The sequence below is a fragment of the Halostagnicola alkaliphila genome (assembly GCF_055379965.1).
Genome location: NZ_AP043826.1, coordinates 1786349 through 1799691, shown reverse-complemented (window position 1 = coordinate 1799691; position 13343 = coordinate 1786349). Strand labels below are relative to the sequence as shown.

At 59.4% G+C, this 13343-nt stretch carries 16 protein-coding genes; 7 read left to right on the top strand and 9 right to left on the bottom strand.

All coding sequences use genetic code 11. From position 1 onward, the window contains the following. Nucleotides 1–48: 48 nt before the first annotated feature. Nucleotides 49–1488: a DUF7544 domain-containing protein gene (locus tag ACZ5C7_RS14065; RefSeq protein WP_464376920.1), complete on the bottom strand. Its 1440-nt coding sequence runs from the start codon at nucleotides 1486–1488 to the stop codon at nucleotides 49–51. Between the two features lie 179 nt (nucleotides 1489–1667). Between ACZ5C7_RS14065 and ACZ5C7_RS14060 the strand changes: the two genes are divergently transcribed. Next, nucleotides 1668–2474 carry an RIO1 family regulatory kinase/ATPase domain-containing protein gene (locus ACZ5C7_RS14060; RefSeq protein WP_464376919.1) on the top strand — a complete coding sequence of 269 codons (807 nt, stop codon included), beginning with the start codon at nucleotides 1668–1670 and terminating at the stop codon, nucleotides 2472–2474. Nucleotides 2475–2863: 389 nt separating this feature from the next. Here the strand turns inward: ACZ5C7_RS14060 and ACZ5C7_RS14055 are convergent, their stop codons facing one another. From ACZ5C7_RS14055 to ACZ5C7_RS14030, 6 genes are all read right to left on the bottom strand, one after another. Beyond that, nucleotides 2864–3700 carry a carbon-nitrogen family hydrolase gene (locus tag ACZ5C7_RS14055; RefSeq protein ID WP_464378454.1) on the bottom strand — a complete coding sequence of 279 codons (837 nt, stop codon included), beginning with the start codon at nucleotides 3698–3700 and terminating at the stop codon, nucleotides 2864–2866. A 36-nt stretch (nucleotides 3701–3736) separates the two neighbouring features. Beyond that, nucleotides 3737–4171 carry an SRPBCC family protein gene (locus ACZ5C7_RS14050; RefSeq protein ID WP_464376918.1) on the bottom strand — a complete coding sequence of 145 codons (435 nt, stop codon included), beginning with the start codon at nucleotides 4169–4171 and terminating at the stop codon, nucleotides 3737–3739. Nucleotides 4172–4225: 54 nt separating this feature from the next. After that, on the bottom strand, nucleotides 4226–4450 hold the full coding sequence (locus ACZ5C7_RS14045; protein WP_459885012.1) for a DUF7123 family protein: 225 nt from the start codon (nucleotides 4448–4450) through the stop codon (nucleotides 4226–4228). Between the two features lie 158 nt (nucleotides 4451–4608). Next, nucleotides 4609–4812 carry a DUF7525 family protein gene (locus tag ACZ5C7_RS14040; RefSeq protein ID WP_464376917.1) on the bottom strand — a complete coding sequence of 68 codons (204 nt, stop codon included), beginning with the start codon at nucleotides 4810–4812 and terminating at the stop codon, nucleotides 4609–4611. Nucleotides 4813–4929: 117 nt separating this feature from the next. Beyond that, entirely contained in the window at nucleotides 4930–5961 is a 1032-nt protein-coding gene (locus ACZ5C7_RS14035) for a PhoU domain-containing protein (protein ID WP_464376916.1), read from the bottom strand. 102 nt (nucleotides 5962–6063) lie between these two features. Next, on the bottom strand, nucleotides 6064–7170 hold the full coding sequence (locus ACZ5C7_RS14030; RefSeq protein ID WP_464376915.1) for an ATP-NAD kinase family protein: 1107 nt from the start codon (nucleotides 7168–7170) through the stop codon (nucleotides 6064–6066). A 120-nt stretch (nucleotides 7171–7290) separates the two neighbouring features. On the opposite strand from ACZ5C7_RS14030, the gene ACZ5C7_RS14025 reads away from it, so the two are divergent. Beyond that, nucleotides 7291–7416 (top strand): hypothetical protein, encoded by a 126-nt coding sequence (locus ACZ5C7_RS14025; protein ID WP_464376914.1) that lies wholly within the window; start codon nucleotides 7291–7293, stop codon nucleotides 7414–7416. Here the strand turns inward: ACZ5C7_RS14025 and ACZ5C7_RS14020 are convergent. Further along, entirely contained in the window at nucleotides 7413–8102 is a 690-nt protein-coding gene (locus ACZ5C7_RS14020; RefSeq protein ID WP_464376913.1) for a competence/damage-inducible protein A, read from the bottom strand. The genes ACZ5C7_RS14025 and ACZ5C7_RS14020 overlap by 4 nt on opposite strands. 133 nt (nucleotides 8103–8235) lie before the next feature. Here ACZ5C7_RS14020 and ACZ5C7_RS14015 point away from each other — a divergent pair, with 133 nt between their 5' ends. The 5 genes from ACZ5C7_RS14015 (at nucleotide 8236) to ACZ5C7_RS13995 (ending at nucleotide 11909) form a co-directional block, all read left to right on the top strand. Continuing rightward, nucleotides 8236–8721 (top strand): 6-pyruvoyl trahydropterin synthase family protein, encoded by a 486-nt coding sequence (locus tag ACZ5C7_RS14015; protein WP_464376912.1) that lies wholly within the window; start codon nucleotides 8236–8238, stop codon nucleotides 8719–8721. A gap of 1 nt (nucleotide 8722) precedes the next feature. Further along, complete coding sequence (locus ACZ5C7_RS14010) at nucleotides 8723–9607, top strand: 7-carboxy-7-deazaguanine synthase QueE (RefSeq protein ID WP_464376911.1); 885 nt, start codon at nucleotides 8723–8725, stop codon at nucleotides 9605–9607. Nucleotides 9608–9633: 26 nt separating this feature from the next. Then, entirely contained in the window at nucleotides 9634–10398 is a 765-nt protein-coding gene (gene queC / locus ACZ5C7_RS14005; protein WP_464376910.1) for a 7-cyano-7-deazaguanine synthase QueC, read from the top strand. A 189-nt stretch (nucleotides 10399–10587) separates the two neighbouring features. Next, the gene (locus ACZ5C7_RS14000) at nucleotides 10588–11208 is read left to right on the top strand and encodes a CPBP family intramembrane glutamic endopeptidase (protein WP_464376909.1); all 621 of its coding nucleotides are present in this window, start codon (nucleotides 10588–10590) and stop codon (nucleotides 11206–11208) included. A 251-nt stretch (nucleotides 11209–11459) separates the two neighbouring features. After that, complete coding sequence (locus ACZ5C7_RS13995; protein WP_464376908.1) at nucleotides 11460–11909, top strand: hypothetical protein; 450 nt, start codon at nucleotides 11460–11462, stop codon at nucleotides 11907–11909. A gap of 157 nt (nucleotides 11910–12066) precedes the next feature. Here the strand turns inward: ACZ5C7_RS13995 and ACZ5C7_RS13990 are convergent, their stop codons facing one another. Beyond that, nucleotides 12067–13320, bottom strand: a complete 1254-nt coding sequence (locus tag ACZ5C7_RS13990; RefSeq protein WP_464376907.1) for a polysaccharide deacetylase family protein — start codon at nucleotides 13318–13320, stop codon at nucleotides 12067–12069. Between the last annotated feature and the right edge of the window lie 23 nt (nucleotides 13321–13343).

The following is a 13343-nucleotide window of genomic DNA, read 5'->3' as shown; positions in this document are numbered from 1 at the left end:
AAGAAGTCGGCGGCGGTGGACCTGAGAGAACGGCGAACGACCAGCTCTCTACCAGCCTCGGTCGTCGAGGTCGTCCGAGTCGTCGTTGTCTGTCTCGTCAGCGTCGTCCGATTCTTCAGCGTCGTCGTCCGCGTCGTCCGAGTCGTCAGCGTCCCACTCTTCAGGGTCTTCCGCGTCCGTCTCGCCCTCGCCGAATCCACCACCGACACCGTCACCGTCAGTGCCAGAGTCGGCGTCGTCACGTTCGGCGTCACCGTCAAGACCGGATTCGCCGTCCGAGTCGCCCGAATCGTACCATTCGAACTCGTCTTCGCCGTCGACCGCGTCGGGACTGTCCGACGCCGACCACGGGTCGTCGTCATCGTCGTCGTCGAATTCGTCTTCGTCAGCGTCGTCTGAAATGTCGTCCGTATCATCCCACTGCGAGTCCGTCGCGTGACCGGTTGCCGAGCCGCCGGCGGCCGCGCCTGCGACGTCCCCGCGAATCAACGCGCGCTGGTCCGGGATCAGATCGAGTTCTCCGTCGGTATCGCCGAGCAACAAGAGTGCGTAGTACTGGAAGTACGCCGTAATCGGCGTCCAGACCAACGACAGCACCAGCACAAACATGAGCAATCCGAGGATCACGAAGAGGAGCAGAAGGATTCCGCCGATTGCGCCCAACTCCGCGAGAACGGCGACCAAAATGAACAGCAGAATCACGAACGGAATCGCGAGTATGAACGATGCGATGCCGATCACGAACCACGCGGTGATCGTGATGACCAGCAGGATGATCCATGCGAGCACCAGATAGACGACGTACTCCGTCCAGTTCGCTTTGAACGTCGACCAGAAGCGACTCCAGGCGCTCAACACGCCCCGCTCCTCGAGGAGCATGATCGGAGCGACGAACTCGGAGGTAAAGCGGAGAACGGCGCTATAGATGAGCGTGACGACGAACCCGTAGGCGACGAACGCGCCGAGGGTGCTTCCCGAAGCCTGGTCGAGTCCGCCGCCGGTCGTTGCGACGTAGTAGAGCGGCCCAGCCACAATCGCTATCGAAAACAGTATCACGCCGAGCTGGAACCCGAAGAGTCGAAGCCCTCGACCGAGGTTCGCTTTGAAGTATTGTCGGAGATGCACCTCATCGGAACGCAAGGATTCGATGAAGACGAATTCCATAATCGCTTTGATGAGTGCGTACAGGAGCCAGATCCCCGCGAATATCAGCCCGATTACGAGTAAGCCGGCAATCAGCTCCTCCATCGGGAACTCCTCGCCTGTCTCAGCCTCGAATTCCTCCTCGAACTCGGCCCAGCCTTCGTCTTGGGTTGGGTCCTCCGTGACCATGCCAATGTCGCCCATCGGTATTCCAGGGCCCGTAAACCCCAGACTACTCACGAAGAAGACGATCAGCGCGAGTTTGAGTAAGAACCCGATTCTGAGCGGCGTGAGGAACTCGCGGGTTGCGTCGATCGCATCGCTGAGATCATCGACAGCGTACATGATTGATCGGGGTTTCTATCGCCACCATGAAAATAATACTGTTATGACGGTCACTCTCGTTCACAGAACGAATCAGCTCCCTGCTCTCCGGAAGCGGGCGGCCGTCGACGCTGGCCAAACATCTTCCATCGGCAACAGTTCGGGACTCATATAAGCCCAAAACCCCTCACTGTCACCACATGGATATCCGCCAGCTCGCACGTGGGTCCGTCGAGTGGAGCCGTATCGAGCGTGTTATCCACACGCTGGTGGATCGGTACGACCGAGAAGTCGTGCGCGTCGAGTTCCTCGAGGCGGACAACTGGCTATCGACCCCCTGCGTAATCGACGACGAGTGGTTCGTCAAGATAGTCTCGAAGCAGAACGCGCTGGTTCACGGATTGTTGACGGCCGGTAGAAACGTGGGGGCGTTTTCCTCGGGAACCGAGGGATTCTTCGATCGGTTCGATACGCCGCTCCAGATGGTCGAACACGAGTACGAAGCGACGAAACGAATCCGAGAACTGGGGCTCAACGCACCGAAGCCGATCGAGTCGTTCGAAGTTAACGGCCTCGGCGTCCTCGTCCTCGAGTACCTCCCCGACTTCCGGTCGCTCGACGACGTGCCCGATTCGGTCGTCCGACCCCACGCGCCGGAACTGTTCGAGATGCTCGCTACGATGCACGCCAACGAACTCTCACACGGCGACCTCCGCGCAGAAAACATCCTGCTGTGTAACGACGAGCTCTACGTCATCGACGCGACGAGCGTTTCCGACGGTCGACTACCGGAAAGCACGGCTTACGATCTCGCCTGCGCAATGGCCGTCCTCGAGCCGCGGATCGGAGCCCGAGCCACCGTCGACGAGGCGGCAAACGTCTACAACGCAGAACTCCTGCTTTCGGCTCGAGAATTCCTCGATTTCATTCGAATGCGCCCCGATCACCAATTCGACTCGACGCGTCTCCGAAGCGAAGTCGAAAAGGTAGCCGATCTGCAAAAGTGAGGATCGAACGCTTGGTGCATAGACAGGTCACGTTTCCCGAACCGCATTCCGCTTTTCTGACGCCGCCGCACACGCTACGAACGATGAATCATGGAAACGAAGAGTGGGTGGCGAAAGGCGTGGGCGAGCGGTGGATCCGTCCTTCGAGGCGTTCGGCGGAGTTGGAGACGAGCAGTACCGGTCAAGACGAGAAAAGCGTCGTAAACCGGTATTTCGTACTCGGGGCGGGAGCAACTAAAAGATCCCGGTCTCGGAACCGACCGTCGTTCGCCCCCGATCTGTCATCTGGAGTCGGGTTCGACCGCTCTTCCGGTCGGTCTGGGATCGCGCTCTACAGTTCTTCCGTTCGGTTTGGGTTCGCGTCTCGAACCGCTTTTGAACTACTTCGGTTAGAGCCGACGGTCCTCAAGCGCGGGGAAGGCGGTTCGGACGCTTTCGACGACGTCAGGATCGACCGCCGTGGATACCAGTGCCGGATCGTCGCCGCTCGAGGCCAAACGAACGCCCCAGGGATCGTACACGGTCGATCTGCCGATTAGTTCCGCGTCCTCGAAGGAACCGGACCCGTTGACCGCCGCGACGTAACACTGATTTTCGATCGCTCGAGCCCGCGCGAGCGTTTCCCAGTGCTCGACTCGCGGATACGGCCACGCGCTTGGGACCAGGAGAAGTTCGGCACCCGCATCGACCAGTTCGCGATACAGTTCGGGGAATCGGAGATCGTAGCAGGTCGTTACGCCGACGGTGAATCCGAAGATTTCCGCGGTTTCGACCCGTTCGCCTGCGACGAGAAGTTCACTCTCCGCGGATTCGTAGCCGAAGAGGTGGTGTTTTCGATAGACCAACTCGAGGGTACCGTCCGACCCGAACAGCGCGGCGGTGTTCGCGAGTCCAGCCTCGGCTGGCGTCGGGACTGAGTCAGTTGCACCGAGGTCCTCGACGATGGTCCCGGCGAGGACGGCGACCTCGTGATCGATGGCGGCGTCCCTGATCCGGCCGAACGTCTGCCCGTCGATCGGTTCGGCGTAGCGCTCGTACTGATCGAAGGCGAAGTAACCGACGTTGAACAGTTCCGGGAGCACAACGAGGTCGGCACCCGAAGACGCCGCTCGAGCGACCGCCGCACTCGCTCGCTCGACGTTTCCGTCGATATCGCCCGGTTCGATCGCGATCTGTGCGAGTGCCAGTTCGGTCGTCGATTCAGGTGTCGAGTCGTCGGTTTGCATCGAATCTGTTGCCGATTGATCGGCAGTCATAGCGGATTAGTTGGACGAACGAATATCTTCCTCGAGCGCGCGTCGGAGGTTCTCGAGTTCGTCGTCGAGATTTCGCTTAAAGAACTTCTCGACGCCGGGGAGTTTTCCGTCGACGACGAATTGGTTCTCGAGGCGCGCCCCGTCCTCGGTTTCGACGATGTTGTGATCTCCCGTCACGTCCATCACTTTTGATCGGCCGACGAACTTGACGTAGTTCGGCGGCTCTCGCGTGACGTCTTCGGTGTTTACGGTGATCGTCTGGCGGATCAGCGGGATCGGTAATTCGACGTGCCACGTTGCTTTGCTGTCAGCTTCGTCATCGATCGTGTATTCGGAGACGACGCTGATAGATTGCGCTCGGTTCTCCGGGTCGGAAATGAACTCCCAGACGCGTTCGGGGGACGCGTCGACTTCGAACGATCGATCGACCCGTACTGTCATGTGAAGTGTTCTCCGTGGTTCACGGGTAAAAAGCCGGTGAAATAGGCGACTGACTCAACTGAGCGTGACTTTCCAGGTTGTCGAACGCGCCCGACCCCACTTTTCGATATCGACGTCCTCCGATTTTTCTGCGAGATGGGGGAGACGAGCGCCGACCTGTTTCGAAGAGAGATCGATTGCTGCGGCGATGTTCTTCGCCCGGAAATACTGTTCCCCTCGGGCTGCACTCTCACGGAGATAGGAGAGAATGCGCTGTTCTTCGTCGGAGTAGTCGGTCATCGTCCGTGTTTCGTTTAGGGTGTCGGTGGCCTTAACTCTTAACGGCTGATATCAGCTTCTGACTCTGAAAATCGCCAGCAGTGACGGGTCAGCGTCGTGATACTCGGGCGTTGGACGAGAGAAAGATTGTTTCGGATTGGTCCAGCGACGCCCTTCGTTTAATCCCAGATGTGAATTCCGGCGACTGCGATTATGCCGAATACGACGGCTGCGGCAAAGCCCCAAGCCGCCGTGATTTCGGGGATACCACCGAGCTCGTACGCACCGACGATCATCGCAACTGCACCGACGACGACGAGCGCGCTGAGTGCCATCGTGAGGCCGACGCCTTTGTCCGACGCGGATTCCGTTTGGGTAGCCATATCGGACCGGTTTCGAGTGAAGTCTCTTAATTGCACTCATTCGCGGTGATTCTCGCCAGCGGGCGGATCAATGCAAGCGGAGAAGACGAATTTCTCCCCGAGAAACGTGACGTTCGCTTATCTGATCGTCGTGTGTTCGGACTCCTCGTTCAGCGCGAGGTTTGCGGCGATCTCTGCGTTCCGCATGGCGTATCCAGCAGTCTGTTGGACACTGACCAGCACTTCGCGAACTTTGAGGAGATCGTCGTTGTTCATCTCGGGTAGCTCTGCGAGGATTTCTTCCTCTCGATCCGCGATGTCCTGGTAGAGCTTGCGAGCTCTGATCGTCTTGTCGTAGTCCCGTTCGACGGCTGATTCGACTGCGAGGGACGTGATTTCGTCGACCAGTTCGGTCAGTTCTCGGATCTCGCGCATGACGCTGCTGTCGATGTCGAGCGTGTGTCCCTTCGTCTCCATTACGATATCCGCGATGTCTTCGGCGTTGTCGGCGGTCAACTCGAGGTTCTTCGCGATCGATCGGTAACCGATCAGCGGGAAGCCGCTGTTGAGACCGACCGCACGAGCGAGATTCGGATTCTGGTAGGCCGTAAAGATTAGACGGAGCAACAGGACGAAAATCTTGTTCGCCTGGCGCTCTCGATTCAGGGCTCGCTGTGCGAGGTCCGGGTTACCGTGGGCGAGCGCTTTGATCGCTTCGCCGCGCATCGTCCGGCCGGTTCGCTCGAGGCGCTCGAGCAAGCTATCCAGCGTGAAGTCCTCCGGATCGACTGAGCAGCGAATGGAGATGTTTTCCGGCGTTTCTTCGATAACGCCGAGGCCCATCAGTTGCGTTTCCGCACGGTACACCGCGTTAATGTGATCCGATTCGAGCGCCCCGTCTTCGCACTCGATTCGAATGACTCGTCGGCCGAGGACGTACTGGGCGACGATCGCTCGTTCGACGGCTTCGGAGTCGAGATTGTCGGCGTGGATGATCGCTTCGGTTTCTTCCGAGTTGGCGGACTCGGGCATTACCGTAAGCGTTCCCTTGCCGCTCGTTCGAAGCGATACTTCGTCGCCTTTCTCGACGCCGTGTTCGGACGCCCATTCGGCCGGGAGCGTCATTGCGAGCGTCGACGGACCAAGTCGTTGCACTTTCCGCGTTTCCATACCGCTCCCTATGCCGGACGCGACCTTAATCTTGACTATATACTCAATACATTCGACTGCATCGTAATATCATTGTGTTGTTCAGAACATCGTGTCTCGTCCTTAAACAACCTTCACGAGACGGGTAGTGTATCGTCCGGTGCGAGCTTTGATCCAACCGCGAAGTTCGTCGTCCAGTTCGTCGTCGTCCGTATCGACGTGAAACGTCCCGATTCCGTCGAGTTTCGCCTCAGAAGAGACGACATCGAGCGTTTCGGATCGCCGAATAACGGCCGGTGAAATCTGATGATTGCCGCGACCGAAGAGAAACCCTTGCCCACCGATCGGCGAAACGACGATCGTCACCGGATCCTCGAGGACCGCAAGAATCTCGTCCTCCGTTGCGTCTCGCTCGAGGAGGTCCCCACTTCGCCAGACGTCTACGCCCAGCGGGGAGGCATCAATGCCGAGTTCCGATTCGATCCGACCGACGGTGCTCCCCGGGCCGAACACGTAGGTCGTTTCGGGATCGATATCTTGGGCATATCCGGCAGCGAGGGATTCAGTGTTACCGCTCGCAAGTTGCTTGCTAGATTGAATTTCGGGCGAAACGGGAACGGGGACCACCGCTTTTAGCTCCGATCGAACCGTGCCGTCCCGGTAGGCTTCTTCGTCGATATCGTTCACCTCCCGCGGCTCGACCCGGTCGAACTCGGCGGCGACGCGACCGGCGTCGGCAGGCGTAACGGCGAACACCGAGGAGTATATTTTCACGCCCGCCGGGACGCCGAGCATTGGTGTATCGCCGCCGTCCTCCTCGAGAACCTCGGCGACGTCGACGGCGGTCCCGTCGCCGCCGACGAACAGAATGAGGTCGACAGCACGCTCGAGAAACGACCGAACCGCTTTCCGCGTGTCTTCGGCGGTCGTCTCGCCGGTATCCGAGAGTTCCGATTGCGCCGATTCTTCGGAAGTGTCGGGATCGAAGACGACGTCCGGATCGAATCCAGCGGCTCTGGCCGCATCTTCGCCCAGACTTCCCGTCGCTGTGTAGATGGTCACCGTCGAATCGAGATGAAAAAGCGCCTCGAGTGCGTCCCGTGCACGATCCGGCGCTCGCGGTTTGGCACCGCGTCGGCGGGCCTCCTCGAGTTTGCCGTCCGTCCCCTTCAGGCCGACTCGTCCGCCCATCCCCGCGATCGGATTGACGACGAACCCGATTGAGTCCATAGGCGGGATATGGGGGTCGGGTCCAAAAGCCGTGTGGCTTTTCGCCCGGCTACCACTCCGATCGACCGCGGCTCACCGCTTTTCTGAAACGTTAAGAGGGATGGGCCGGGAGTATCGAGCATGACTGCACTGACACACGTGCTCCTCGAGGCGGAACCGGCACTCCCGATGACTATCGTCGGCTGGGGCGTCCTGCTCGTGAGCCTCCTCATAGCCGTCGTCTGGCTCGCGTTTTTGTATCGCTAGGCCGGTTGTTCGACCCGGTCTTTGAACCACTCCGTCGCAGCCTGAACGGTTTGTGGATCGGTGCTTTCGATCGCTATTCGCACGAATTCACCGGGATAGCTCCCGACGGTGACGTCGAACCGGTCTCTGAGTTCGGCGAGTCGATCGAGTAGTGCGCTTTCCGGTTCGTTCGCGACGACGACCTCGCGATGGGTCCGGACGCCGTTGAATTCATCAACGATCCCGTCGAACATCGCTTTCATTTCTTCTGGAACGCCGGGGAGTACGTAAATATTCTCGAGGACTACCCCTGGAGCGACGCCGTTCGTGTTGTTGAGCACCCGAGCACCGACGGGAAGGGATCCCGTTCCGTCCGTCAGGTCCTCGCGAGAATAGCCGCCTTCTTCGGCGAGCCACTGGAGCGCACCGTCGTGTGGCTCGAGACGGCTTCCGACTGCGGCGGCGACGCCTTCCATGGTTACGTCGTCGTGAGTCGGTCCGAGCCCGCCGGTGACGAGGACGGCGTCGTACTCGGCGCGGTACTCGTTTACGACTCGAGCGATGTCGTCGATACAGTCCGGGATCGTCGTCACGCGCTCGACTGTCACCCCGCGGTCGGTGAGTTGCTCCGCGAGCCACGTCGCGTTCGTGTTGGCCGTCCGTCCGGCGAGTAACTCGTCGCCGACCGTTACGACTGCAGCGTTCATACCCCTTCGTTCGGACTACGCGACCATAGGTACCTCGTCGCTCCAACGTCACCCGTAAGGCGTTCACCCGTCGTCCAACTGGGCCGCAATCCGCTTGGAGAGGAACTAAGTATTCTCGAGATAATCTCCTGGTATGAACAGCCGAATCGAGTCCGACGGAGCTTCGGTGAATACGAGCCGTTCCCAAACATCCGGAATCGTCGGGACGACACGCACACTCCGAATCGGGCACGACCGCCCCATCAGGATCAGTGCAGGGCATCGAATACTCCACCACGACGGAAAATGCTCGCGACCTCACGGACACAATTACGAAGTCGCCATCACCGTCGAAGGCCAGCTCACCAAGGAAGGCTGGGTCGTCGACAAGGGAGATATTACCCAGGTAATCTCAGAGTGGGACCACATGTTCCTGCTCGAGGCCGGTGATCCGCTCGTCGAGGCGTTCGAGTCGGCCGGCGACGGTGACGCGCTCGTCGTCCTCGAGCATCCGCCAACTGCGGAGGTGATGAGCGTCGAACTCGAGAACCGACTCGAGGATGCCTTGCCCGAGACGGTCAACGAAATCGCCGTTCAGGTGAGCGAAACGAGCGAACTCTGCGGCGGAGGGCAGCTCTAAAATGCCGGTCTCGAGTACCGGTCCGGGCTCGAAGGCTGACCCCGCCTCGAGCGCAGAAAGCGATTCCGGGCGGGAGTCGGACGCTGTCGGGAAGTCGGAGGGAGACGCGCTCCCTATCAACGAACTCTTCTACTCGCTTCAGGGTGAGGGAACCCTCGCGGGTGTCCCAACGGTGTTCGTCCGCACCAGCGGCTGTAACCTCCGGTGTTGGTTCTGTGACTCCTATCACACCTCGTGGGAACCGACTCACGCCTGGATGGATCTGGACGAGATTATCGCCGAAGTCGAATCCTTCGAGGAGGCGACCCACGTCGTCCTCACGGGCGGCGAGCCGATGCTTCACGACGAATCCGTGACGCTTCTCGAACGGTTCGACGAACTGGGGTATCACACGACGGTCGAAACCAACGGAACGATCTTTCGCGACGCCCCGATCGATCTCGCGTCGATCAGCCCGAAACTCGAGAATAGTACCCCGACGCCCGCACGCGATCCGAGAAGCGAAAATCCGGAGGAACCTCCGAACGGTAAACGGCGACAGGCGGGAGTCGTGAACCAGGGCGAGGGCGAGTTCGAGTCGCGACACGAACGCGACCGAATCGATCTCGAGGCGATGAGCCGACTGCTGGAGTCCTCCGACTTCCAGTTGAAGTTCGTCGTCACGGGCGAGGACGATATGCCCGAAATTCTGTCGCTCCTCGAGGATCTTCGGTCGGAATCTTCGGTTCCGATCACCGACGACGACGTTCTGTTGATGCCCGAAGGCGCGACTCGAGAGCGCCTCGCGGAGACGCGGACTCGGGTCGCCGAACTCGCGATGGATCACGGCTTTCGATACACGCCGCGGCTCCACGTCGACCTGTGGAACGACGCCCCGGAGACGTAAAACTGCACATTACTATTATTACCACTATGTGTTCCAACACGAAGACCGACGCGACCGACGAATCGACTTCCGACCGCGACCGCCGCCGCAGTCGCGCCGTCGTCCTCCTCTCGGGCGGCATGGACAGCGCGACGGCGGCCTACGAGGCTCTCGAACGCGGCTACGACATCTACGCGTTGCACACCTCCTACGGCCAGCGGACTGAGACTCGTGAACTCGAGTGCGCCCGGCGGCTCGCGAGCGAACTCGCGGTCGAGGACTTCCTCCGGATCGAAACGGGCCACCTCGCCGAGATCGGGGCCTCGAGTCTGACGGACGAGGAGATGGCCGTCGAAGACGCGGATATGGACAGCGAAGAAATACCGGACACCTACGTCCCGTTTCGCAACGCGAACTTGCTCTCGATGGCCGTTTCGTACGCCGAAGCGAACGACTGTGAAGCCGTCTTTATCGGCGCTCACAGCGAAGACTTTTCGGGCTACCCGGACTGTCGACCCGCGTTCTTCGACGCCTTCGAACGCGTCGTCGAGGTCGGAACGAAACCCGAGACGGAGATTTCGATCGAAGCCCCGTTCGTCGAGTGGTCGAAGACCGATATCGCCGAGCGAGGACTCGAGCTCGAGGTTCCCTACGAACACACGTGGTCGTGCTACCGGGAGGACGAGCCCGCCTGCGGAACCTGTGACTCGTGTGCGTTCCGGCTGCAGGCGTTTCGAAACAACGACGTTCGAGATCCGATCGCGTACGCGGAGCGTCCCGTTCACGGGGAAGCGCCGACCGAGTCGCAATAGTCGAGACTCGAAATAGAGCAGTCGATTTTCTGTCAGGAATGAGAGCGGTGTGAGTCGACGAAGAGTTGGAAGAGGCTTCGTACTTGAACCAATTACCAGCAGAATTTGTGTTTTTCTGCGTGATTGAACAGTATTGGAGTTATTGATATACCAATGATAAGTATACGACGACTGCGAACACTCGAAAACATGCCAGTATCGACTGCAATCACACTCGTAATTTCGTTGTTTTCTCTCCCAGCTCTCTCGATACTAGCTTCGGGACTTCAACTGGGGACTGCAGTTATCTTTTATTGGTTGATCGCACTCGTGGTAATCGGACTCGTTCTCAGTGTTGAGTCGGAGCCCCTCTCTTCTATTGGATTTCGCCGGCCAGCGTGGATTGATCTCGGATACCTCCTCGGAGTCACCATCGTAGCGCTATTGATTTTTATGTTCGCTGGTTCGCTTCTCGAGGCGATCGGTCTCCCAGCCACCGGAGGGACGACCGCTGTGGATACGGAAACCGGCCTTGCAGTAGCACTTGTGTGGGCGATTACAGTCGGGGTCGTTGAAGAAATTCTTTACAGGGGATACGCAATCGAACGGTTACTTTACTATACGAGAAGTCCACTCGTTGCTGGTGGCATCACGTGGATTGTCTTCACGCTTGCGCACGTTGCGACATGGCCGATTGGAAATGTGATACAGACGTCAGCAGTGACTGCGATCTTCATCGTCGTCTATCTTAAACGACGAACGCTTGTTCCGGTCGTTGGAGCACACGCGCTGATCTGGATATTGGCTATTTTTGAACAGTTTTTTGCCTAAGAACTCATGTGGGTAATTAAACTTCTGACAGGAACGAAACTGAGACGCAGCAGAGACAGTTACGAGTCTCGAGCGGTATCTCTCGACACAGGTAATAGAACTTCGGTGACGACGAGTAACGGATCTGCAACCATTCGACGAGCGCTCGAGCGATACATGCATGTCGGCGATTCTATGGTGGAGAGATTCGCTCGTGTACCGACCCTACGTGACGAAAACCTTCATCACCGACGGCATGGAACCAACCGGTAATGGGCCTCCCGCTCCTCGAGTGGTTCCGCGACGAAGACGGCGACTGGACGGTTCCCAGAGGCCGCAGGGGCGAGTTCGTCGCGCTCGCCGTCGGCCTTCCAGTTCTCGCCTGGTTCCTCGCCACGGAGACGGGAACGCTTCATCCGGGGTGGCTCTGGCCCGTGGTTCCATTGGGGATCATCGGTGGAGTACTGTACACCCGGCGGTACCGCACGCGCGTTCTCGAGGCCGTCCCCGACGATATGAGCGCGTGGATGCTCCTCACGATGTTCGGCGGCGGGTTCGGTCTCTCGACGCTCGAGGCCTTCAGTCTCGCGAGACCAGCAGTATTCTTCGCTCTCGCCGCCGGACTGACGATACTTGGCGTGTATACGCTCCGTCTCCTCTCGCCGCTTCACGAGGGGTGTCAACCGGCGCGTCGCGGAGTTGAACCGCCGCAGGCGAAGTAGGTCAAACGCTGATTTGAACGCAGAGCGCACATTTCACCGTCGTCGGACAAGAGACGGATACGGATCGACGCCAACGTCTTGCTGATCGTCGCCGAGGATCGACGAGGTCACACCAACTCGAGCGAAGATGTCGTTACGCTCGAGATACGAGAAGGCCCTAGTCGTCGATCACGTACTCCGCTTCGACTTCGTCCGGTTGAATAACAGTGATCTCGCCGTCGTCTTCGTACTCCGAAATCGTCTCCATCGCCTCCTCGAAATCCTCGAGCGACTCGTCGAGTTCGAAGTACGCCAGGGACGTAATGCCACCCAGTTCAGCGGTCCACTCGAGTAACTGCTCGACGTCTCCGGCCGACGGATCCGACACTCGCGGACAGAGCGCCGGATTCGTCGCGTAGCCGCCGACCCCGTACCGACCGGCGAAGCCGAGTTCGTGGTGTTCCTCGCAAAGCTCGAGCGTCCGCTCGTTGTACCTGCCGGTCGGATAGGAGACGTACTTCGCACCGTCCTCGTAGCCGTTATCCTCGAGCCACTCGACGGCGTCTTCGAACGCCTCTTCCTGTTCGTCGTCGTCCAGTCCGGTCGGATTCTGCGCGTTGTGCGTGTTGCTTGAGATCGTCCAGTCCGCGTCGGCCAGTTCCTCGAGTTGGTCCTCGGTGAGTCGGTCGCCTTCGGCTTCCTCGTCCTCGCGAATGCGTCCGGGCGGGATGAAAGCGGTCGCCGGATAGTCGTGCTCCTCGAGAATCTCGAGCGCTTCCGTGTAGTGGTTCTCGTAGCCGCCGTCGAGTTGGATCATCACCATCCCGTCGTCGGGACGAGGGGCGAAGTGAAGGTCGTCGATCCAAATTTCCCGGCCGTCGTCTTCGCCGCCCAACATCGTGATCTGTATCTCGGTGATCTCCGCCAGCTCCGCGTCGTCGTCGACTTCCGAGACGCCGAAGTTGGTTCGTGTGAACGAAATATCGCCGACTTCGCTTCGAAACGCACACAGGTCGCCGTCGTCGTCGAACAACTGTATCAGGAGATCCGAAAGGGAGCCGGATTCGACCGCGAGTCCGGGGCTCATCCCTGAGAAGTCTTCGGAGTCGGAAAGTTCGCGTGCGATCGTAACTCGTCCGTCCGCTTCGGCTTCGAGGTGTGCGGACTGCGATCCGGTGTAGTATCGGTCTTCGTCCGCGGAGAGCGATCCTTCGATCGTCTCCCAATCGTCGAGATCCTCGAAATCGTCGAACTCTTCGACGTCCTCGGTCTCGTCGTCGCCCTCGTCTCCATCGTCGGACGTGTCATCGCCCGAGGGCTCGTCACCGTCGTCGTCGTCCTCAGAGTCGTCGGGACTATCCAGTTCGGCGCAGCCGGCGAAGGCGACTGCGCTGATTCCAGCTGCCGTCGTGAGGTACGTGCGTCGGTTCATCGGAGTGTCCGATCCTTCGAGAA

Coding starts and splice junctions, on each gene's coding strand:
- ACZ5C7_RS14065 (WP_464376920.1), bottom strand. CDS start 1,488: ATGTACGCTGTCGATGATCTCAGCGATGCGATCGACGCAACCCGCGAG.
- ACZ5C7_RS14060 (WP_464376919.1), top strand. CDS start 1,668: ATGGATATCCGCCAGCTCGCACGTGGGTCCGTCGAGTGGAGCCGTATC.
- ACZ5C7_RS14055 (WP_464378454.1), bottom strand. CDS start 3,700: ATGCAAACCGACGACTCGACACCTGAATCGACGACCGAACTGGCACTC.
- ACZ5C7_RS14050 (WP_464376918.1), bottom strand. CDS start 4,171: ATGACAGTACGGGTCGATCGATCGTTCGAAGTCGACGCGTCCCCCGAA.
- ACZ5C7_RS14045 (WP_459885012.1), bottom strand. CDS start 4,450: ATGACCGACTACTCCGACGAAGAACAGCGCATTCTCTCCTATCTCCGT.
- ACZ5C7_RS14040 (WP_464376917.1), bottom strand. CDS start 4,812: ATGGCTACCCAAACGGAATCCGCGTCGGACAAAGGCGTCGGCCTCACG.
- ACZ5C7_RS14035 (WP_464376916.1), bottom strand. CDS start 5,961: ATGGAAACGCGGAAAGTGCAACGACTTGGTCCGTCGACGCTCGCAATG.
- ACZ5C7_RS14030 (WP_464376915.1), bottom strand. CDS start 7,170: ATGGACTCAATCGGGTTCGTCGTCAATCCGATCGCGGGGATGGGCGGA.
- ACZ5C7_RS14025 (WP_464376914.1), top strand. CDS start 7,291: ATGACTGCACTGACACACGTGCTCCTCGAGGCGGAACCGGCACTCCCG.
- ACZ5C7_RS14020 (WP_464376913.1), bottom strand. CDS start 8,102: ATGAACGCTGCAGTCGTAACGGTCGGCGACGAGTTACTCGCCGGACGG.
- ACZ5C7_RS14015 (WP_464376912.1), top strand. CDS start 8,236: ATGAACAGCCGAATCGAGTCCGACGGAGCTTCGGTGAATACGAGCCGT.
- ACZ5C7_RS14010 (WP_464376911.1), top strand. CDS start 8,723: ATGCCGGTCTCGAGTACCGGTCCGGGCTCGAAGGCTGACCCCGCCTCG.
- queC (WP_464376910.1), top strand. CDS start 9,634: ATGTGTTCCAACACGAAGACCGACGCGACCGACGAATCGACTTCCGAC.
- ACZ5C7_RS14000 (WP_464376909.1), top strand. CDS start 10,588: ATGCCAGTATCGACTGCAATCACACTCGTAATTTCGTTGTTTTCTCTC.
- ACZ5C7_RS13995 (WP_464376908.1), top strand. CDS start 11,460: ATGGGCCTCCCGCTCCTCGAGTGGTTCCGCGACGAAGACGGCGACTGG.
- ACZ5C7_RS13990 (WP_464376907.1), bottom strand. CDS start 13,320: ATGAACCGACGCACGTACCTCACGACGGCAGCTGGAATCAGCGCAGTC.